General features: G+C 56.9%; 19 protein-coding genes. 12 read left to right on the top strand and 7 right to left on the bottom strand.

From position 1 onward, the window contains the following. Positions 1 to 101 precede the first annotated feature (101 nt). The 4 genes from GOW31_RS01950 to GOW31_RS01965 all read left to right on the top strand — a co-directional run bounded on the left by GOW31_RS01950 (position 102) and on the right by GOW31_RS01965 (position 4,282). Complete coding sequence (locus GOW31_RS01950) at positions 102 to 1,451, top strand: DEAD/DEAH box helicase (RefSeq protein ID WP_216598223.1); 1,350 nt, start codon at positions 102 to 104, stop codon at positions 1,449 to 1,451. Between the two features lie 59 nt (positions 1,452 to 1,510). After that, the gene (locus tag GOW31_RS01955) at positions 1,511 to 1,720 is read left to right on the top strand and encodes a cold-shock protein (RefSeq protein ID WP_170329064.1); all 210 of its coding nucleotides are present in this window, start codon (positions 1,511 to 1,513) and stop codon (positions 1,718 to 1,720) included. Positions 1,721 to 3,269: 1,549 nt separating this feature from the next. Then, positions 3,270 to 3,959 (top strand): hypothetical protein, encoded by a 690-nt coding sequence (locus tag GOW31_RS01960; RefSeq protein WP_171115244.1) that lies wholly within the window; start codon positions 3,270 to 3,272, stop codon positions 3,957 to 3,959. Positions 3,960 to 4,033: 74 nt separating this feature from the next. After that, positions 4,034 to 4,282, top strand: a complete 249-nt coding sequence (locus GOW31_RS01965) for a ParB N-terminal domain-containing protein (RefSeq protein WP_171167509.1) — start codon at positions 4,034 to 4,036, stop codon at positions 4,280 to 4,282. On the opposite strand, the gene GOW31_RS01970 is transcribed toward GOW31_RS01965, so the two are convergent. From GOW31_RS01970 to GOW31_RS01985, 4 genes are all read right to left on the bottom strand, one after another. Beyond that, a complete protein-coding gene (locus GOW31_RS01970) occupies positions 4,274 to 5,287 on the bottom strand; it encodes a fatty acid desaturase (protein ID WP_171167511.1) in 1,014 nt (337 codons plus the stop codon). The genes GOW31_RS01965 and GOW31_RS01970 overlap by 9 nt on opposite strands. A gap of 72 nt (positions 5,288 to 5,359) precedes the next feature. After that, positions 5,360 to 5,566, bottom strand: a complete 207-nt coding sequence (locus GOW31_RS01975) for a cold-shock protein (protein ID WP_171115248.1) — start codon at positions 5,564 to 5,566, stop codon at positions 5,360 to 5,362. 378 nt (positions 5,567 to 5,944) lie between these two features. Further along, a complete protein-coding gene (locus tag GOW31_RS01980) occupies positions 5,945 to 6,322 on the bottom strand; it encodes a carboxymuconolactone decarboxylase family protein (RefSeq protein ID WP_171167512.1) in 378 nt (125 codons plus the stop codon). Further along, a complete protein-coding gene (locus tag GOW31_RS01985; protein WP_254441621.1) occupies positions 6,319 to 7,617 on the bottom strand; it encodes a site-specific integrase in 1,299 nt (432 codons plus the stop codon). Before GOW31_RS01985 ends, GOW31_RS01980 begins: the two co-directional genes overlap by 4 nt. Before the next feature lie 258 nt (positions 7,618 to 7,875). Between GOW31_RS01985 and dusA the strand changes: the two genes are divergently transcribed. Genes dusA through GOW31_RS02005 form a run of 4 tightly spaced genes read left to right on the top strand, consistent with a single transcriptional unit; the run spans position 7,876 to position 11,273 of the window. Next, positions 7,876 to 8,889: a tRNA dihydrouridine(20/20a) synthase DusA gene (gene dusA / locus GOW31_RS01990; RefSeq protein ID WP_171167514.1), complete on the top strand. Its 1,014-nt coding sequence runs from the start codon at positions 7,876 to 7,878 to the stop codon at positions 8,887 to 8,889. A gap of 15 nt (positions 8,890 to 8,904) precedes the next feature. Next, positions 8,905 to 9,729 (top strand): sulfite exporter TauE/SafE family protein, encoded by an 825-nt coding sequence (locus tag GOW31_RS01995; RefSeq protein WP_171167517.1) that lies wholly within the window; start codon positions 8,905 to 8,907, stop codon positions 9,727 to 9,729. A gap of 23 nt (positions 9,730 to 9,752) precedes the next feature. After that, positions 9,753 to 10,508 (top strand): hypothetical protein, encoded by a 756-nt coding sequence (locus tag GOW31_RS02000; RefSeq protein ID WP_371813692.1) that lies wholly within the window; start codon positions 9,753 to 9,755, stop codon positions 10,506 to 10,508. A 36-nt stretch (positions 10,509 to 10,544) separates the two neighbouring features. Next, positions 10,545 to 11,273: an STAS/SEC14 domain-containing protein gene (locus GOW31_RS02005; protein ID WP_171167520.1), complete on the top strand. Its 729-nt coding sequence runs from the start codon at positions 10,545 to 10,547 to the stop codon at positions 11,271 to 11,273. 653 nt (positions 11,274 to 11,926) lie between these two features. Here the strand turns inward: GOW31_RS02005 and GOW31_RS02010 are convergent. Genes GOW31_RS02010 through ccmI form a run of 3 tightly spaced genes read right to left on the bottom strand, consistent with a single transcriptional unit; the run spans position 11,927 to position 13,859 of the window. Further along, positions 11,927 to 12,160 carry a DUF1289 domain-containing protein gene (locus GOW31_RS02010; protein ID WP_171167523.1) on the bottom strand — a complete coding sequence of 78 codons (234 nt, stop codon included), beginning with the start codon at positions 12,158 to 12,160 and terminating at the stop codon, positions 11,927 to 11,929. A gap of 17 nt (positions 12,161 to 12,177) precedes the next feature. Continuing rightward, positions 12,178 to 12,642 (bottom strand): Holliday junction resolvase RuvX, encoded by a 465-nt coding sequence (gene ruvX / locus GOW31_RS02015; protein ID WP_152458392.1) that lies wholly within the window; start codon positions 12,640 to 12,642, stop codon positions 12,178 to 12,180. Beyond that, positions 12,639 to 13,859, bottom strand: coding sequence for a c-type cytochrome biogenesis protein CcmI (gene ccmI / locus GOW31_RS02020; RefSeq protein WP_171167525.1), 1,221 nt, complete (start codon positions 13,857 to 13,859; stop codon positions 12,639 to 12,641). The genes ruvX and ccmI overlap by 4 nt, the downstream gene beginning before the upstream one ends. A gap of 176 nt (positions 13,860 to 14,035) precedes the next feature. Between ccmI and GOW31_RS02025 the strand changes: the two genes are divergently transcribed. The 4 genes from GOW31_RS02025 (at position 14,036) to GOW31_RS02040 (ending at position 19,326) form a co-directional block, all read left to right on the top strand. After that, positions 14,036 to 15,280, top strand: coding sequence for a sarcosine oxidase subunit beta family protein (locus GOW31_RS02025; protein ID WP_152458390.1), 1,245 nt, complete (start codon positions 14,036 to 14,038; stop codon positions 15,278 to 15,280). Between the two features lie 75 nt (positions 15,281 to 15,355). Beyond that, positions 15,356 to 15,685, top strand: a complete 330-nt coding sequence (locus GOW31_RS02030; RefSeq protein WP_152458389.1) for a sarcosine oxidase subunit delta — start codon at positions 15,356 to 15,358, stop codon at positions 15,683 to 15,685. Between the two features lie 67 nt (positions 15,686 to 15,752). Further along, a complete protein-coding gene (locus GOW31_RS02035; protein WP_171167527.1) occupies positions 15,753 to 18,767 on the top strand; it encodes a sarcosine oxidase subunit alpha family protein in 3,015 nt (1,004 codons plus the stop codon). Then, positions 18,760 to 19,326, top strand: coding sequence for a sarcosine oxidase subunit gamma (locus GOW31_RS02040; protein WP_171167529.1), 567 nt, complete (start codon positions 18,760 to 18,762; stop codon positions 19,324 to 19,326). Before GOW31_RS02035 ends, GOW31_RS02040 begins: the two co-directional genes overlap by 8 nt. Positions 19,327 to 19,335: the final 9 nt, after the last annotated feature.

The raw sequence follows: 19,335 nt of genomic DNA on the forward strand, positions 1-19,335 counted from the left end.
CTTGAATAGCTCCTTGAGAGCAACGAAACGACGGCGGCTATTTCATACGAGCTTCCCAGTAGATTAGAGAGACCAAGTGCCGATAGCGGTGAACCGCGTTTATGGCACGAGACCAAACGCTTTTGACGACATTTGACACCCTCGGCCTTGCCGAGCCCATCCTGAAGGCCATCAAGGCTCAAGGATATTCGACCCCTACGCCCATTCAGGCCAAGGTCATTCCGCTGCTGCAATCTAAGCGCGACGTGATCGGCATTGCCCAGACCGGCACAGGAAAAACCGCCTCATTTGTATTGCCCCTGTTGCATCGGATTGAATGTGAAATATCGAAACCCGCTCCAAAACACTGCAACGCATTGATCCTGACGCCCACGCGCGAGCTTGCGGCGCAGATCGTGGACAACATCCGCGCTTACAGCCAGTTCAGCCGCATTTCCACGACCTTGGTCGTCGGAGGCGTGCGTCCAGGAGGGCAGATCAAGGCCCTCAGTGCCGGCATAGACATCGTGGTGGCAACACCAGGACGCTTGCTCGACCACCTTGACACAGGCGTCATCGATCTGTCCGCGACCAAAGCCATTGTGGTGGATGAGGCTGATCAGATGCTGGATCTGGGCTTTCTGCCCAGCATTCGCAAGATCATGGCAAAACTGCCCGAGAAACGCCTGACGGCACTGCTTTCGGCAACAATGCCGGGGCAGATCAGAAAGCTTGCCGATGACTTCCTGAACGATCCGGCAGAGGTTCAGGTGGCGGCTGTTTCAACGCCGATTGAACGGATCGCGCAGAGCGTCCGGCATGTGGCCAAGCAGGACAAACGCCGTGTTCTGGCAGATATTCTGTCGGACAAGGACGTGCATCGTGCGGTCGTGTTTACACGCACCAAACGCGGTGCCGACAACGTCTGCAAGTATTTGTTTGCCGCCGGGATCAACTCCGCATCCATTCACGGGAACAAAAGCCAGCCTCAGCGCGAACGTGCCATGGCAGGTTTCCGATCAGGCGCAACTACCGTCCTTGTGGCCACCGATATTGCGGCACGGGGCATCGACATCGACGATGTGTCTCATGTGGTGAATTATGAGCTTCCGAATGTGCCGGAATCCTACGTGCATCGCATCGGCAGGACCGCTCGCGCAGGCAGAACCGGCACCGCAATTTCACTGTGTGATCGCGAAGAGATGTCCCTCCTGCGGGATATCGAAAAGCTGATCGGCAACAGGCTGCCAAGCGGCTCAGAAGCGCAAGACGTGCCTGCAGAGCAAGGCCGCGATGAGAAGCTGCAGCCCCGTACTACCAAAGCGGAATTTTCAGCCAAACTGCGAGCGGTAGACCACGTAGCACGCAAGCAGAACGGATACAAACAACACAAGATCGATCCGGCTCAGGCGCAAGACGGTCTTATGCGAATGCTCTCCAATATTGGTGAGTTCACCCAACCTGCTGCATGAGCGCAGCAAGCAGCCTGGCCAATCCTGGTAGGCGCAAATGTCATTGAAAGGATAATCTCATGACTACCGGAACAGTAAAATGGTTCAACGAAACCAAAGGCTACGGCTTCATCGAGTTGGATAACGGCAGCGGCGACGCGTTCGTACACATCAGTGCCGTTCAGCGCTCTGGCCTCGATAGCCTGAAAGAAGGCGCAAAGGTCGGCTTCGATCTGAAAGAAGACCGGATGCGCGGCAAGACCTCCGCCGAAAACCTGCAATTGCAGTAGGCAATTCACAAACGATGCCAGATAGCGGTTGCTATTGCCGCTGTCTGGAAGCACAGCCAAAGACTGGTTGATCGGTTCGGATTGGGATTGAGACACAATATGTAAGCGGTCACCTATTGGTGGCGTATTAATAGCTTCGAGCTTCTGCCAGCCCTTAGCAGAGCTCGGTCCCTGTTAGTTCGTCAACGGCCACGTTTCAAAGGTGATGTCACGCTGAATTTTGTCTCTCAATTATTCTCTAAGCCTCCTGGTCAAACACCAGTCTCTAGAATGAGATATCTCCGCAGCAAAGGCTTCGTGACGACGGTGCGGCCTTGACTCTATGCTGGCTAAGAACCACAAGAGTGTATTGGTAAAAATTACTCGATGCCGCGATGCTGCCGGCTTCGCAAATCCAATGGCCTTCAGACTAACTGTAGCATGTGCCCCAGCATAGGAACGGGTTTCGCTGGGGTTTTCGCTATGAGCTCGTTCCTCGCAAGCATTCGCAACCGTCACATGACATGCTCCAGTCATCGCGTGACCCATGAAAGAAGGCGCCGAATGAACAGCACATGGCTCATAAACAGCGTGCTTGATGCTCGATAGATCAGGTCTTACGCTCCGTTTCGATCAGTCTTTCATCGTGTTTACGCGCTGCATTCTTTGTGTGATCCCGACACTTTTGGTGTTTCTCTCAGGAACGCAGCTTCCTGCCCAGGTCGCGGGCAATGCCGATGGGTCTGTTTGTGACGAAGGTTTCGAAAACGAGAACGGATCCTGCCAAAGAACAGACTTACCAGAAAACGCATTTTTGACGGGTAGCGCCTATGGCAGCGGCTGGGAATGCAATCACGGTTTTCAGATTGTCGGAGAACTCTGTGAGGAAATAAGAGTTCCTGAAAATGCCTATCTTGCATCAACCGGAGATCAGTGGGCGTGCAATCGGTTGTTCCAGCGTGCCGGAGAAGAGTGTGAAGAAGTGATTTCGCCCCAAAATGGGTACGTCGAAACTCGGTTTGGCGTGCAGGAAATACACTGCAACTGGGGATTTCGAAAGGAGAACCAGGATTGTGTTGCAATAGAGGTCCCAGAAAACGGTCGTCTGAGCGACAGAGGAAGCTCGGATGGTTGGGTATGCCTCAGAGGTTACAGGGCAGCGGAGAGCGGCTGTGAGCCTGTGGCTGTTCCACAGCATGCATATCTTGCACCTGAAACTTATTCCGGATGGAAATGCGAGCGTGGTTTTCGCGCAAACCGGGACAGGTGCGTTGCGATCCTTGTCCCTTCAAACGCGCATTTGAATCGAAGAGGTGATGGTTGGGAGTGTAATCGGCCGTTCACGAGACAGAACGACAAGTGCACCGAAAATGTGGCGCGACAATAAGTTGGTGGAAACCAAAGCCGCCTGACAAATCCGGAAGGACTACGCCGTGAACCATAACTCGATTGACGAAAACCTGGGTAAAAGTCTCAAAGCCGAAAAGGCGCGTCGCCGGTCCTATGGGATTAAGATATCTATTGCGTCAGCAGTGTGCGTTGCAGCGATAATTGTAGTGGTGTTTCTCTGATGCGTAAAAATGCCCCTCAAGTAACCCTTCCCGGTTCAAAGATGTCAGCTCATGGTTTGGAACAAAGAGCGTTTCAGGACCGCAGTGTTCGTAAGTCGCGGAACGCTGACGTATCAGGAGTGATTGAGGAAGAATTTGGAAAGTACTTGATTAAGGCTGGCGTTCTGAGCGGCAATAGTGTTGCACGGGCATTTCCCAAGCCGCCGGCTAAAACGCAGGCAATGATTGCCGATGCAGTTGGAGAAACACCAGTATTGGCCATTGAAGCCTTAAAAGAAATTCTCGAAGAACGAGACAGGAAGCGTAGCGGTCAACGCCGTTTGGAAGGAAACTCCGGCACCCTAGTTCCCAGTGAAAGAGAATATGCCGAGGCATTGCGCCAGATCAGGCTCACCCCCGCGCAGGTCACATTGCTCAAAGCACTCACAATCGCAGGCAAGGAAGGTCTGACTATTGGTCACTTGTCTCAGGCAGCTGGTTACAAATCGCGCGAGGCCTCCATCAAGGTTTTCAAGAAAATCGGACTATTGATCGCAGAATATCTGGAACTGGACCTACCCGAAGCCGGATCGGTGCAGAATGATGGCGCCGCTCAGGTCCTGGCATTTTCTCACATCGAAAGTGACGATGAGCCAGCAACTTGGATTATGCATCAGGAACTGCGCGACGCTGTTCGTTCGGTTCTATGACGTACGTTCCAGCCCCCGCTTTTGAAGCGAGCTCTGAACCGGAACAAATGCACGAAAGGTTGCTCACGTAGCTAATGTTGGAGAAAAGACCATATCCGCTCGACCTGATCTATGTTCCTGTGAAACGGGCGAAAACGCTTGATCAACAAAAAGTTCTGACGCTGGCCGAAGATATCCTGAAGAACGGCCAGAAGACCCCGATCCAGATACGCTCGGACAATAAGAGGTTCGTGCTGATTGAAGGCCTTCACCGATTAGAGGCCATTCGCGCCTTGGGCGGCGAAACGGTCGAAGCCTATCTGGTACGCGCCAGGCTACACTAGATACCTTTTGGAATTGGCGTTCGACAAAGCCTCGGAAAATGTCAGCAGACGTTGACTTTTTTCATCCCAAAGATGCAATCGTGCACAATGAAAGCTCTCATATAGAGTAATACGCTGGCAGTTTTCTAACGCAGAATGGTCGCGCAAAACCTCGTTTAGCCGATAGAACGGTATGCGACTGGCAAGGTGGTGAACATGGTGCACACCAATATTGGCAGAGAACCAGCGCAGGATGCCGGGCAGGGCATAGTGAGAACTTCCATAGAATGCGGCGTTCTGAAGATTCCACCCTTCTTCCCGCTCCCAGGATGTATGTTCAAACTGGTGCTGAATGTAGAAAAGCCAAATACCAATCGAGGCGGCGACGATCATGGTTGGCAGGAAAACATAAACCAATACATCCAGGCCCCCGGTCCAAAATATCAGAGCCAGGACCACCGCAATCGCGGCGTTTGTTCCCATAGCACTTGCCCAATACAGCCAGCCTGACCGCATGAACCCAAAAGGCAAACGATTTTGAAGAAAGAACGTGTAGACCGGTACGATACAGAACAGGAAGAAGGGGTTCCGGATTAACCTGTAAGCGGCACGCCCGACCCACTTTCGCTTCAGATATTCCTCTACAGTTAACGTAGGGATATCGCCCATCCCGCGCCGATCAAGGTTGCCGGTTGAGGCGTGGTGAGTCGCGTGGCTTTGCCGCCAGATGTCAAAAGGTGTGAGGGCGAGAACACCCAAGACCCGGCCTGTCCAATTGCAAACGGTACGGTTTTTAAAAAATGATCCGTGACCACAATCATGCATGATGATGAAGAGACGCACCAGAAATGCAGCGTTAAGGGTTGCCAGTGGAATAGCGACCCAGACACCAAGGGAAAGCGCAAACCACGCTGCGCCCCATAGCGCGAAAAAAGGGATAACAGTAATTGTCAGTTCAAAAACACTACGCTTCGTATCGGGTGCGCGGTATTGAACGAGCGCCCGGGTCAATTCCTGCTGTTGCAACTGACTTGTTCTCCAACGGCTCTTGGGAACCCTCTGAGCAACCGGGCACCCCAAAAGGATGCCCGTAGCAGGCTATGCGAGTGCCAGGTTGGAAGCGCTGTCGCGTCCGTCACGACCAGCTTCGACGTCAAAAGTAACCTTTTGGCCGTCCTTCAATTCGCTGATGCCGGAACGTTCAAGAGCGGATACATGCACGAACACATCGCGCTTGCCGTCTTCAGGCTCGATAAAGCCAAAACCTTTGGTCGAGTTGAACCATTTTACTGTGCCATTTGCCATGGTGGAAGTCTCCAATTGCGTGTCGCCCGCATCAATGCGGCGACCCGGCGTGGTCGGTCTAAATCGAAAGACTGAACGCCGAATTGAGGAGACAGCAGGTCGAAAAAGAAAAACGTAAGCTTTATGTATATGGACTTCGAGTACCCACAATACAAGCATTGATGCGGTGGAGGACAACAGAGAGATCCTGCCTGCCTAGCAAAACTTAGGTAAGGTGTCGCTGTTCGCTGTCTTTCGAATACGTGACTGGAGCGGGACGAAGCGCCAATACGCTGCACTTGTGCCTAAGTCCGTTTTCGAAGAATGGACGCGGCGCAAAACGGTGGTAATTGTCTGTGACAGGAAAGTATGAGTTTTGTCGTCAGGCACCACCTGACTCTACGCAGAGGCTTGCTGCTTTATCATCTCTAAGAAAACCAAGTAGGAGTCCTTAGCCGCGTCTGGGCCAGCTTTCTGCAAGGTGTGACCCTGAGTACGCCCACCATAGTCAAAGGTGACGCCGCCGCCTTCGACGATGCGGTTCATCATGTTAAAAAGCCCGGTTACCTCAATTGCTTCGAACAGCGCTTCCTCAACCCACCCCTGTTCAAGAACGGCATCGACATCGGCCTGAACGAGTTTGTTTGGCAAGGTGTTGAGCTTCTCGACATAACGCAGCATCGGTTTCATCTTCTCTGAAACATCCGAAGCCTCGATGTCTTCCAAAAGCTGTTTAATAAGACCGGGATCAATGCCTAACGTTTCAGCATGGATCACGTGCGAACCACAACAAAATCGGCAGGAATTGAGCCCTGAAGTGCCTTGCATTTCTCCAGGATCAGCTGATGCCAGTCCCAGTTGGCGAATTTGTCACCTTCTTCTTCGACGTGTTCGTAGCGGTAAAGGCATCCACCATTCTTGTGACCTGAGATCTTTCTGACGAACGAGGCAGACTTACCCATCTCGAAAAGCCGACTGATTGCTTCGTGCCGAAGGTCATGGAAGCGCAGGTCGACGACTCCGACCTTGTCCCGGTGGCGACGGTACGCTGTCCCAACCGAGCGCGGATTGTAAGGGAAGATGAACTCTGACGTCCTGGGCATCGCCAAAATGATCTCCAACGCTTGGCACGGTAGCGTACACCAAACGTTGTTTCCCTTCTTTTGCCTGGGGTGTTTCATATCGCGCACGAGGATTCTGCCACTATTTTCGCGCAGATCATCCCACCTCAGATTGCAGATTTCACTCAGACGACGCGCGGAATAAATCGCAAAGACGACCAGGATTGCGACCGGGATCTTCTGCCGGGTTTTTTCCGAGATTGCAGTCAGAATTTTGTTTAGCTCACAGAGTTCCGGTCGGCGATCTCGCTCTTCCGATCGAGCCAGGACTTCATCCTCCCAAAGAGTTCGCATGGCGAGGTTGACCACTTCGATGGGGATCAAAGCACCCCGGTCCTTGGACCAGGAGAGCGTTCTCGCCAGGTGAGTCATGTAGTTCGCGACTGTCTGTGGCATTCTTTCACCAGCCGACAACAGGTCTGCATAGTCATATAACTGTTGCTGCGTCAGCGTTGAGACCTTTGTCTTTCCGAACTCGTCGGCTTTGATAAAGGTCAGAACTTGAAGAGCCGATCGGCCGAGGGTTTTCCCTCGCTTCAAACGGTCCTCGATGACATCTGAGATTGTTGTCTCCGTTACGATTTGAATTGGAAACCCGTTTGCTTCGATTTCTCGGAGTTGGTTGTTTTGCCACTTTTTTGCGTTTGGCAGGTGCTTGAAGGTTTTCGTGAGGCTGTGCTGTTTGCCATCCACACGCTTTCGGATTTGTACCCGGTAAGAGCACTTTCCATTCTTGCCTTCAAACCGAGTGATGTTCTGTTCCTCGAATTTTTTCCCTAGGATCTCCTTGCGAGGTTTCTTTTCTTTCTGCTCGGCCGAAGAAACCGGCATGGTGCTTTCTGCAACCCCGGCAGCAGTCACAGCGGTTGCTTGAGAAGGGGAGCGGTGGAAGAGGTTCTGGGCAGTAATCGCTGCGAGCACATCCGTCGTGCTTTTGTTGATAGTGGTCATGGAATTCGTCCCATCTTGCTTTCGATGATAGGGAATTCGGTTCGGTCACACGAAAAAGATTCCGGGGTTTGATAGCCGAATTCCGAGGGAAACACAGAAGATGGAACCGGCGGCGCCCGGGCCAGAAATCAGCTGCATTTGGGCCGCTGTTTGTATGCTTTGGATGTGCTACACCGTAGCACGCTCGAATCGAGAACCTCCGAAAACCCCCGGAAATACGGTGAAATCAGGGGAAATCGTGCTTCGCGAAGTTTAGAGATGAATGGAGTTAACGCTTTGAAAAATAACGCACAAAAAGCAGCGCGTTTAAGCGTGGCGCCCATGATGGACTGGACAGACCGACACTGCCGCTATTTCCATCGGCTGCTCAGCGCGGAAACATTGCTGTATACCGAAATGGTGACGGCGCCGGCGCTCGTGCGGGGCGGGGCGTTGCATCTGTTGGACTACTCTCCCGAGGAACACCCGGTTGCTTTGCAACTCGGCGGCTCTGACCCGGAAGAATTGGCGCAGGCCGCGAGACTGGGGGCTGAGGCCGGGTATGATGAGATCAATCTGAACTGCGGCTGCCCGTCGGATCGGGTGCAATCCGGCACTTTCGGCGCGGTCTTGATGAAAGACCCGGCCCGCGTTGCCGACTGCGTGACTGCCATGCGCGAGGCGGTGAATGTGGATGTCACCGTGAAATGCCGCATAGGAGTCGATGACCAGGAGCCCGAAGATGTATTGCCCGCGTTTCTTGAGCACATCAGCGCGGCAGGTTGTCAAAGGGTGACAATCCATGCCCGCAAGGCATGGCTGCAAGGGCTGAGCCCCAAGGAAAACCGGGATATCCCGCCTTTGGACTATGACCTTGTGCATCGGATGAAGGTTGAGTTTTCGGATCTTCACATATCGATCAATGGCGGCATCAACACGCTGGACGAGGCAGCCGCACAACTGGAAGCAGGTCTGGATGGGGTGATGATCGGCCGGGCTGCGTACCATCAGCCGGGCGATGTCCTGTCGGATGCTGACCGACGCATCTTTGGTACCGGAACGACGCGTGATCCGTTCGCGATCGTTCAACATATGGTGCCTTATGTGGAACGGCACCTTGCCAATGGCGGGCGTTTGCACCAGATCACGCGTCATATGTTGGGCCTTTTCGCAGGTCGTCCCGGAGCCCGCGCATGGCGGCGCGCCTTGTCTGAAGGGGCTGTGCGGGATGGGGCCGGACCCGAAGTGATGCTGCGGGCGCTGGATCATGTGGCGCCCATGGCAGAAGTTTAAGCAGCAGGGGGAACGATGCCCGAGACGATGTTGCTGGCCCAGATGCTGGGCCTTTTGCTTGCGATCGGAGCGCTGGCCGGCGTGCTTGCCGGATTGCTGGGGGTCGGCGGTGGAATCGTCTTGGTGCCCGCCTTTTTCTATGCGTTTCAAACTCTTGGCTATGGCGGCCCGCAGTTGATGCAACTGTGTCTGGCCACGTCGCTGGCCACGATCATCGTGACATCGGTCCGATCCGTTCTTGCGCACAACAAAAAGGGTGCGGTGGATTGGGATATCCTGCGAAGTTGGGGGCCGGGGATCGTCGTCGGTGCGATCATCGGAGTTCTTGTTGCCTCGGCCCTGCGGACCGAAGCTTTGCAGGCGCTGTTCGGCATATTGGGAATGGTGATCGGGGCCTATCTGGGGCTGGGTCGTTCGGAATGGCGGCTGGGTGATGTTATGCCCGGTGGGGTAAAGCGGGCCATCCTATCCCCCGCGGTCGGGTTTCTTTCTGTTCTGATGGGAATCGGCGGCGGCAGTTTTGGTGTGCCGCTGATGAGCCTCTACAACACGCCGATCCACCGCGCCGTCGCAACCGCCGCCGGGTTTGGTGTGATCATCGCCGTGCCCTCGGTCATCGGGTTTTTGTTTCTGGATATCGCACCGGAACACCGGCCTCTGCTGACCATTGGGGCGGTCAATCTGGTGGCCTTCGGAATCGTCGTGGCAATGACGATGATCACCGCGCCCTGGGGGGTGAAGCTTGCCCATGCGATGGATCCGAAACCTTTGAAGCGCGTTTTCGCTGTGTTCCTTACGCTGGTGGCGCTAAATATGCTGCGCAAAGCGGTGGGTTTGTGAAGGATTTTGGCGCCAGGGGCTGGGTGAAATTCCCGTATGATCCAGTGCTTGCGGCCTGGGTAGGCCATGCGCTGCCTGCCGCACGGGCCGCGGTAACGGACCCGGCCCATGCTGACTGGCTGGATTGTGACGGAACGTGGTTCATCGGTGTTGACGCGTTGCCCAATGACGCGCAGGGCAGGGTTGGCCAATCGGGTCCTTTGGCCGGAACCGCCATGTCATTCATTGCAGGGCGTTACGGGCAGTTGCCGCTTCACAAAGGCCAAGTCTCGGTCATGCATTCTGGGTATCCACGCCCACGTCGGGGGGAAAACGAGGCCGCCGCGCGGTATCGCAGAAATCGGGACGCGGCCCATGTGGACGGTTTGCGCCCGATGGGGCCGGATCGTCGCCGCCGGGTAGATGAACCGCACGCCTGGATTTTGGGCATACCGCTGACCGAGGCCAGCCCGAATGCGTCGCCCATGGTGTTGTGGGAAGGCAGCCATCATATCCTGGGCGCGGCGTTCAGGCGCGCCCTTGCGGGGACGCCACAAGAGCGTCTGCATGAAGTCGATGTTACGGATATCTACCGATCCGCCCGTCGCGAGGTTTTCGAAACCTGCCCGCGAATCGAACTGCCGGCCAAGCCAGGCGAGGCTTACGTGCTGCACCGCCACTGCCTGCACGGGGTTGCCCCTTGGGCGGAAACGGCAAGCGCTGGGCCGGATGGACGGATGATCGCCTATTTCCGCCCGGAATGCTCCGGGGGTGTGGCGGAATGGATCGAATCCACTTAACCTCCTGTCATTGTTTGGCTTTGGAGGTTTTGACCGATGATTACGGTCCATACGAATTCTGATGGTGCGTTGATAGAAGTGGAGTTGTCGGGGCAAGTCACCAGCGCCGACTATGCCGATGTCCTGGTTCCTGCAATCGAAGCAGCGCTGACCGAACACGATTCCGTTCGGCTTTTGGCCATCGTGCAGCCAGAGTTCAAGGGGTATGATTTGGGCGCGGCTTGGTCCGACACCAAGCTGGGGCTCAGCCACTGGCGGGGGTTTGACCGGATCGCGGTTGTTGCCGATCAGGGCTGGGTGCAAACCAGCATCCGATTGGCCGCCCCGATCCTGCCATGCCCCGTTCAGGTCTTTGAACTGGCCGAGCTTGAAGCCGCCCGGCGCTGGATGCGCGAGTCGCTGGGATCCGTTCACGTGACAGATCTTGAGGGCCCATGTGTGCAGATCAGCCTTTTGGGAGTACTGGACCCAGAGGAGTACAAGCAGGCCGAACGCGACCTGGACGCTTTGTTGCATGACCGGTCCGGGTTTCGGTTGCTGATCGACCTGCGGGAATTTGACGGCTGGCAGGGGTTGTCCGCTCTTGCAGCGCATTTTCGTCTGGCCAGTCGCCACATCGGACAACTGGATCGCGCGGCGATCGTCGGGGATAAAAGCTGGCAGCACATGGCACAACGTGTCGCCAGTCATGTATTGGGCACACGGACTCAGTTCTTTCCGTCCGAGGAAATCGAAAACGCCAAAGCCTGGCTGGCTGCCGGGTAAGGCCCTGCTCTGCGCGCCAACCTGCATCTTGTGATCTTGCTGCCAACAGGCGGCTTGCGTGCTTTGTTCTCTGGTCAGAACAAAGCACCTTTGATCGCGAATTGACCAAATCTGATTGGCTTTTTTCGCGGAACGACACGCGCCACATGTCTTGAAACCGGTCTTGATCCCGTGCCGGTCAAGAATTGTGACGTAAGGGAACTGGTGGGTTTTTCCGTGGAATTTCTGACCTTAAGGTCAACACGGACCAAAAACCCTGTGTTTTCCCCCTAAATTTGACCGGAAATGTCCTTACCTACGCCGTGTCGCTGCGGGCCTCCACTCACGTTGAACAGATGCGTTCATGAGCTGGCCCCTTTAAGGAGCTCGAACTCGGCCCGCGGCGGCACAGTTATTGGAAGCCGGAAGTTTGCGATGACACTCAGGTTATTGATGGAAAGATTTGCGGTACGCAAAACGCCAGCATTCAAGGCGGACAAGACCAGCACGAAGCATGTCCGACGTGCAGCGAAAAAATACGGGACTGCAAAAACAAGCAGATCCGAAATCGCAGCTCTGTTCGAGTCAGAGCTGCGCGGGCAAGACACAAACAGGTCGGCCCGCGATGAATCCAATGACCACAGGGATACGTCCCCAAAGCAGACTGGCTGACTTCAGGAACCGTTTATGCGCGCTGCACGCCCGCCACGACGTTTGCTGAGGCGCGGCTTTCTGGTTGGCAGTTCTTCCATGATTTCGGCGCGTTCGCTGCTGTCCATCTTGGACCAGCGGGTGATTTCGTCAATCGTGCGATAGCAGCCGGTACAGATACGTTCAGTCGGGTGAACGACACAGATCTGGACACAAGGGCTTTCGACCTCATTCCTTTTCCAAACCATATTCGTCATCACTGGTCTCCGACCCGTTACAAAAAGCGCAGCCTGTCCAGCGCCCCTTGCAAGATATAGCTGGCCGCAACGTGATCAATAACCTGTCCGCGACGTTTTCGTGTCGTATCCGCCTCAAGTAGTGCTTTTTCTGCCGCAACCGTGCTGAGCCGCTCGTCCCAAAATCCGATGGGCAATTCGGTCAGGCGGGACAAATTGCGCGCAAATGCCCGCGTTGACTGGCATCTTGGCCCTTCGCTGCCATCCATGTTCTTGGGCAGGCCCAGCAAGATGCCCCCGATCTCGCGATCGGTCACAATTTCGATCAGGCGCGCGGAATCGAGCGTGAATTTCTTGCGCCGTACCGTTTCCAGCGGGCTGGCGACACCGCGCATGCGGTCGGACACGGCGACGCCGATTGTCTTTTCTCCAAGATCCAGCCCCATCAGGGCACTCATCGGTTGCAGCGCGGCTGCAAATTCTTCGAAAGCGTCATGGATCATTGAGCGATCCCGGCTTGAAGGGCCGCCGCATCGATGATCTGCAACGCCTCTGAATTGCCGGCAAAGACTTCCATGGCCTCATCGCGGATATCGATGGCGCGCTGGCCCTGGCCAAGAACGCCCAAGGCCGCGATCAGGCGGGCCCATTCCTCGGGGGATCCGCCTTCTGTCGCCAGCCGATCAGACAGCTGGTCCACCATACCCTGAATCATCTGCTGCCGTTCTTCGGGGCTCAGCTCTGCGGCGGCGGCCATGTCTTCCTGGCTGGGGCCGGGTGCTGTGCTCAGATCCGGTGCATTGAAAACGCCGGCCCGAAAGGCGAGTTCGTCGATCTGAGCCCGAATTGCTTCGGCCCAGGGCGCACCCGCGGGGGAATCCTGCAACGTTTCGACCCACATGCGATAGGCAAGGTCCGGCCGCCCGATCTGTGCCAGCATCTGCCCCCAATAATAGCGCGCCGGGCCGTGACGGGGGTCACGGTTCAGCGCTTCGATCAGCGCCTGTTCCGCTTCGGGTGAGACATACCCCCCTGCTGCCAGAATCATCATTTCAGCCAGGTCTGCATAGGTATCAGCCGTGGCGCTGTCGCCGGACAGCTCGATCACCTTTTGCTGCGCGGTGTACCCATCCTTGAAGTTGCCCGCATTCGTCTCGTGCTGCGCCAGCAACATCTGACCCTGCAAATCATCCGGCCGGCTTGCAACGGTTTCGCGCAACTGCTTCAGCAGGTTGGCATAGCTTTCTTCCAGCTGCGCAGGTCGAGGCGGGGTCGCCAGTTCTTCCGCGGCGCTTTGGGATGGCCGGTTGGCGCGCACTTCCTTGGCCAGTTCAAGCCGTGCGGTCAGCGGCATGTCAGGCAAACCCACGGCCCCGGTGCGATGATACATCGCCAATGCTCCGCCGATCAGAAGCAACGAAATTGCCAGGATCGACAACACCGAGACCGCACGAGATGGCCCGGCGCCGGCACCCTCTTTCTTCATTTGATCATCTGCGGCCAGAATGCGACGGGAAATTTCCGTACGCACCCGTTCAGCGTCGGCCTCGCCAATGACCCCGCGCGCCAGATCCCGGTCCACACCGGCCAACTGTTCGCGATAAACCCGCAGGTCGTATGCCGCCGCGGGTTCATCCCCACGGCGTTTGCGCAGCAGGGTAAAGCAGAGAAAAGCTGCGATCAGCAGCGCGACAAGAAAAATCAGAACCCAGAACGTCATGGTCCCTCCGAGGATGCTGCCCTGACTTAGACCTGTGAGGCGTCCGACAAAAGGGACAAATGGCCGCGAATGAGCGACATGTCGCAATAGTGCGATATTGCGGCGTTGCACGGCAGGGTTAGAATGCCGTCACACGGCATATCTGCGCCCAATCACCGAACCGGATGGATTCGCACATGAAACACTATTCAGCCTTTGCTGTGGCGCGGGAAGCTCTGCGCTATCACACCGGATGGGAGCGCGCCTGGCGCTCACCCGAACCCAAGAAGCGCTATGACGTCATCATCGTTGGTGCTGGCGGTCATGGTCTGGCGACCGCGTATTACCTTGGCAAGAACTATGGCATCCAGAATGTCGCGGTTATCGAAAAAGGCTGGCTGGGCGGCGGCAATACTGGTCGCAACACGACGATTATCCGTTCGAACTATCTGCAAGACCCATCTGCTGCGATCTACGAGAAAGCGCGCAGCCTTTACGAGGACCTGAGCCAGGAACTGAACTACAACATCATGTTCAGCCCGCGCGGTGTCATCATGCTGGCGCAGACCCAGCACGAGATCCGCGGCTACCAGCGCACGGCCCATGCCAACGCGCTGCAAGGGGTTAAGACGGAATGGATCGGCCCCGAGCGCGTCAAGCAACTGGTGCCAATCATCAATCTGGACGGCCCCCGGTATCCGGTTCTGGGCGGCCTTTGGCAGGAACGCGGGGGCACTGCGCGCCATGATGCGGTGGCGTGGGGCTATGCGCGTGCCTGTTCGGCGATGGGGATGGATATCATCCAGCAATGCGAAGTCACCGGTGTGCGCTCGGAAAACGGTCGCGTTGTCGGGGTCGATACCACCAAGGGTGCCATCGATTGTGACAAGCTGGGCATCGTCGTCGCGGGCCATTCGGGTCAGTTGGCCGAGATGGCGGGCTTCCGCCTGCCGCTGGAAGCCGTTGCTTTGCAGGCGCTGGTGTCCGAGCCCATCAAACCCTGCATGGATGTTGTCGTGATGGCCAACACCGTGCACGGCTACATGTCGCAATCCGACAAGGGCGAAATGGTGATCGGCGGGGGCACCGACGGGTTCAACAACTTCACTCAGCGCGGGTCTTTCCATCATATCGAGGAAACAGTGCGGGCGCTGGTCGAAACCTTCCCGATGATTTCGCGCCTGAAGATGCTGCGCCAGTGGGGCGGGATCGTGGACATGACAGGTGACCGCTCGCCCATCCTGTCGAAAACACCGTTGCAGGGCTGCTTTATTAATGGAGGCTGGGGCACAGGTGGTTTCAAGGCGATTCCGGGTTCCGGCTGGGGGATGGCGCAGCTGATGGCGACAGGCCATTCACCGCTGACCGAAGCCTTCTCGATGGACCGCTTCAAGGAAGGCCGCTTCATCGACGAAAGCGTCGCCGCCGGGGTGGCGCACTAGGGGGATTCCCGAAGGTGCCAGAAAACAGAATTCAGGTCGGCCCCCGCGCCGACTGACCGCCAAAAGGATGACAACATGCTAATCCTGAATTGCCCTTATTGCGGCGTAGACGCCGAAGAAACCGAACTGGCCGCCGGCGGCGAAGCGCATCTGAAGCGTTTCGGTCCGGGCTCGTCCGATGATGAATTCCACGACTATCTGTTCATGCGTGAAAACCCGAAAGGTGTTCATTTCGAGCGCTGGCGGCACGCCAATGGCTGCGGCAAGTGGTTCCACGCCGCGCGCTGCACGCAGACACTCGAAGTGTTCGGCACCTATTCTGCGCAGGTCACCGAGCCGCCGCAAGACATCAAGGATGCCATCACTGCCAAACGACCCGGCTGGACGTGGAGAGAGTTCTCTTGATGCTTCATCTTTTCAAAAATACTCCCGCCGGAGGCTTTGACGCCTCCACATGCGAAAGGCCCGCACAATGAGCACCCGTCTCGCAAAACAAGGCCGGCTGATTGACCGGTCGAAAAAGGTCACATTCACATTCAACGGAACCTCGATGCAGGCATATGAGGGGGATACGCTTGCCTCGGCTCTGCTGGCCAATGACCAGATGATGGTTGGCCGGTCGTTCAAATACCACCGTCCCCGCGGCGTTGTCGCCAGCGGCGCGGAAGAGCCAAACGCGCTTGTCGGCCTGGGGCAGGGCAACCGGTTCGAGCCGAACCAGCGTGCCACGACGACCGAGGTGTTCAACGGCTTGACCGCGATTTCACAGAACCATTGGCCAAGTCTTGAATATGACATCGGTGCGGTGAACACGGCCTTTGCCCGGTTTCTGCCGGCCGGCTTCTACTACAAGACGTTCATCCACCCCAAACCTTTCTGGAAACACGTCTACGAACCGTTCATCCGGCAGTCGGCGGGGTTGGGCAAGGCGCCTGACAAAGACAACCGGGATGCCGACACTTATGAGCACTTCTACGCCTTTACCGATGTTCTGGTGATCGGCGGCGGTGTGGCTGGTTTGCAGGCGGCCAAGGCGGCGGCACAATCCGGTGCCAAGGTCCTGCTGATCGAGCAGACCGCGCATTGGGGCGGTCGCGCTCCGGTTGACGGCGGCACCGTGGATGGAGAGCCTGTGGATAAGTTCGTGGAACAATTGGTTTCCGAACTCGAAACAATGGACAACGTCATCATGCGCACGCGCTGCATGGGAGCGGGTGTTTACGACCATGGTTATGTGTTGGGATACGAGCGCCTGACGGACCACACGCCGGGCGTGCAGGGCCCGCGCCACCGTTTGTGGCGTATTCGCGCCAAGCAAATTGTAACTGCAACGGGTGCAATTGAAAGACCATTGTCCTTTGCTGGCAACGATGTTCCAGGTGTGATGCTGGCATCGGCCATGCGCGACTATGTTGTGAACTGGGGGGTTACTCCGGGCGATCGGGTCATCGTCGCCACCAACAATGATGACGCTTACCGCACCGCGATTATCCTGAAACAGGCAGGTGTGGATGTTTTGCGCATTGTTGACGCACGCGCAACGGCCGGACCTTTGGCAGAGGAAGCTCGCCAGTTGGGTATCCGCGTTGATCCGGGCAAGGCCATTGCCAAGGTCAAGGGCGGCAAGCGCGTCAAGAAAGTCGCCATCTGCAACCAGGAAGGCGTTGGTGGCGCGCGTGAAGAGGTTGAGGCGGATGCAGTCGCCATGTCCGGCGGCTGGTCTCCGGTCGTGCACATGTGGTCCCATTGCGGGGGCAAGCTGATCTGGGATGAGGCGAACGCGCATTTCCGGCCGGATCCTCAGCGTCCGCCGCTTGGGGCCGACGGCAAAGGGTTCGTTGTTGCTGCTGGCGCGTCCAACGGTCCTCTGGCGTTGCAAGATGTTCTGACAGACGCCCATGCGGCCGGTAAGGCGGCCGCCAAGGCGGCTGGCTTCAAGCCCAAGAACACCAAGGCGCCCGCAGGGGAAACAACCGCCGAAGCGCCGATGGAAGCAGTCTGGCTGATGCCGGCAAATGCAGAAGTCCAATTGCGCATGAAATCCTGGCTGGACTTCCAGAACGACGTCAAGGTTTCTGACGTCCAACTGGCTGCGCGCGAAGGGTATGAAAGCGTCGAACACACCAAGCGCTATACAACGCTGGGCATGGCGACAGATCAGGGTAAATTGAGCAACATCAACGGATTGGCGATCCTTGCTGATGCGCTGGAATCCGAGATTCCCAAGGTTGGCACAACCACCTTCCGCCCGCCCTATACACCTATCTCGATGGGTGCGATCGGCGGTGAGGCCCGGGGTGAGGTCTTTCAGCCGATCCGTAGGACACCGATGCACAACTGGCACGACAAGAACGGCGCCGACTGGGAGCCGGTCGGTCACTGGCGCCGGGCCTATGCCTATGTCCGCCCCGGTGAATCCGTGCATGACGCGGTCAATCGAGAGGTCAAGAACACCCGCGAGAACCTTGGCCTGCTGGATGCCTCGACGCTGGGCAAACTGATCGTCAAAGGCCCGGATGCCGGCAAGTTCCTGGACATGATGTACACCAACATGATGTCCACGCTGAAGGTCGGAAAATGCCGCTATGGCCTGATGTGTTCGGAAAACGGCTTCCTGATCGACGACGGCGTTGTCGCCCGCATCGACGAGGACACATGGCTGTGCCACACCACCACCGGCGGGGCCGAGCGTATCCATGGTCACATGGAAGAATGGCTTCAGACCGAATGGTGGGACTGGAAAGTCTATGTCGCCAACGTGACCGAGCAATACGCGCAGGTCGCCGTAGTCGGCCCAAACGCCCGCAAGGTGCTTGAAAAGCTGGGCGGCATGGATGTCAGCAAAGAGGCGCTGCCCTTCATGGAATGGCGCGATGGCAAGATCGGAGGCTTCGATTGCCGGGCCTACCGCATTTCGTTCTCGGGCGAGCTGTCTTATGAAATCGCTGTTCCCGCCAGCCAGGGTCAGGCGTTCTGGGATGCCTTGATGGAGGCAGGCAAAGAGTTCGGCGTGATGCCGTATGGAACCGAATGTCTGCACATCCTGCGGGCCGAGAAGGGCTTTATCATGATCGGGGACGAGACCGACGGCACCGTGATCCCGCAGGATCTGGGGCTGCACTGGGCGCTGTCCAAGAAGAAAGAGGATTATCTGGGCAAACGCGCTCATTCCCGCAGCCACATGGCGGATCCCGAGCGCTGGAAGCTGGTCGGTCTCGAGACTGTGGACGGATCGGTTCTGCCGGATGGTGCTTACGCGGTGGGCGAGGGCGTCAATGCCAACGGTCAGCGCAACATGATCGGCCGTGTGACGTCGACATATTACTCGGCCAATCTGGGCAAAGGCATCGCCATGGGGCTGATCAAGCACGGCCCCGACCGCATGGGCGAGATCGTCGAGTTCCCGGGCACGGACGGCAAAACCTACAAAGCCAAGATCGTGGACCCGATCTTTTATGACAAGGACGGGGAGAAGCAGAATGTCTGAACCCATCAGCGCATTGAACCACGCCAGCTATGACGGCATCGCCAAGGTCCAGGAATGCGGCCTGCAAGGCATGATAACCCTGCGCGGCGACCTGTCCGACAAGGTGCTGGCCAAGGCCGTCAAGGATGCAACCGGTCAGAAAGTGCCGGGTCAGCGCCAGGTGCTTGTGACTGGCGATACCGGCGTGGCTTGGATGTCGACAGACGAGTTGCTGGTTCTGGTGCCTTATGCCGAGGTCGAAGCCAAACTGGCCGACATGGTCGGTGCCCTGAGTGGGACCCATGCTTTGGCGGTCAATGTCTCGGATGCCCGCGCCGTCTTCAGCGTCTCTGGTGCCAGCGCAAGAGAGGTACTGGGCAAGGTCGCACCTGTCGATCTGTCGGCGGATGCATTCCTGCCCGGCCAGATCCGCCGCACGCGTCTGGCGCAGGTGGCCGGTGCTTTCTGGATGGATGATGAACAGACCTTCCGCGTGGTCTGCTTCCGTTCCGCTGCGGATTACGTGTTCAAACTGCTCAAGGTGGCAGCACAGCCCGGCAGTGAAGTCGGGGTCTACTGAACAAAAAAG

Source organism: Ruegeria sp. HKCCA0370 (assembly GCF_013033705.1).
Taxonomy (GTDB): domain Bacteria; phylum Pseudomonadota; class Alphaproteobacteria; order Rhodobacterales; family Rhodobacteraceae; genus Ruegeria.

Bases quoted from the DNA above. Each gene is read 5' to 3' on its own strand.
- GOW31_RS01975 (WP_171115248.1), bottom strand. From the start codon at position 5,566: ATGGCAAATGGCACAGTAAAATGGTTCAACTCGACCAAAGGTTTTGGC.
- GOW31_RS02040 (WP_171167529.1), top strand. From the start codon at position 18,760: ATGTCTGAACCCATCAGCGCATTGAACCACGCCAGCTATGACGGCATC.
- GOW31_RS02025 (WP_152458390.1), top strand. From the start codon at position 14,036: ATGAAACACTATTCAGCCTTTGCTGTGGCGCGGGAAGCTCTGCGCTAT.
- GOW31_RS02005 (WP_171167520.1), top strand. From the start codon at position 10,545: ATGATTACGGTCCATACGAATTCTGATGGTGCGTTGATAGAAGTGGAG.
- GOW31_RS01950 (WP_216598223.1), top strand. From the start codon at position 102: ATGGCACGAGACCAAACGCTTTTGACGACATTTGACACCCTCGGCCTT.
- ruvX (WP_152458392.1), bottom strand. From the start codon at position 12,642: ATGATCCATGACGCTTTCGAAGAATTTGCAGCCGCGCTGCAACCGATG.
- GOW31_RS02010 (WP_171167523.1), bottom strand. From the start codon at position 12,160: ATGACGAATATGGTTTGGAAAAGGAATGAGGTCGAAAGCCCTTGTGTC.
- GOW31_RS02035 (WP_171167527.1), top strand. From the start codon at position 15,753: ATGAGCACCCGTCTCGCAAAACAAGGCCGGCTGATTGACCGGTCGAAA.
- GOW31_RS01955 (WP_170329064.1), top strand. From the start codon at position 1,511: ATGACTACCGGAACAGTAAAATGGTTCAACGAAACCAAAGGCTACGGC.
- GOW31_RS01960 (WP_171115244.1), top strand. From the start codon at position 3,270: ATGCGTAAAAATGCCCCTCAAGTAACCCTTCCCGGTTCAAAGATGTCA.
- GOW31_RS01985 (WP_254441621.1), bottom strand. From the start codon at position 7,617: ATGACCACTATCAACAAAAGCACGACGGATGTGCTCGCAGCGATTACT.
- dusA (WP_171167514.1), top strand. From the start codon at position 7,876: ATGAATGGAGTTAACGCTTTGAAAAATAACGCACAAAAAGCAGCGCGT.
- GOW31_RS02030 (WP_152458389.1), top strand. From the start codon at position 15,356: ATGCTAATCCTGAATTGCCCTTATTGCGGCGTAGACGCCGAAGAAACC.
- GOW31_RS01995 (WP_171167517.1), top strand. From the start codon at position 8,905: ATGCCCGAGACGATGTTGCTGGCCCAGATGCTGGGCCTTTTGCTTGCG.
- GOW31_RS01965 (WP_171167509.1), top strand. From the start codon at position 4,034: ATGTTGGAGAAAAGACCATATCCGCTCGACCTGATCTATGTTCCTGTG.
- ccmI (WP_171167525.1), bottom strand. From the start codon at position 13,859: ATGACGTTCTGGGTTCTGATTTTTCTTGTCGCGCTGCTGATCGCAGCT.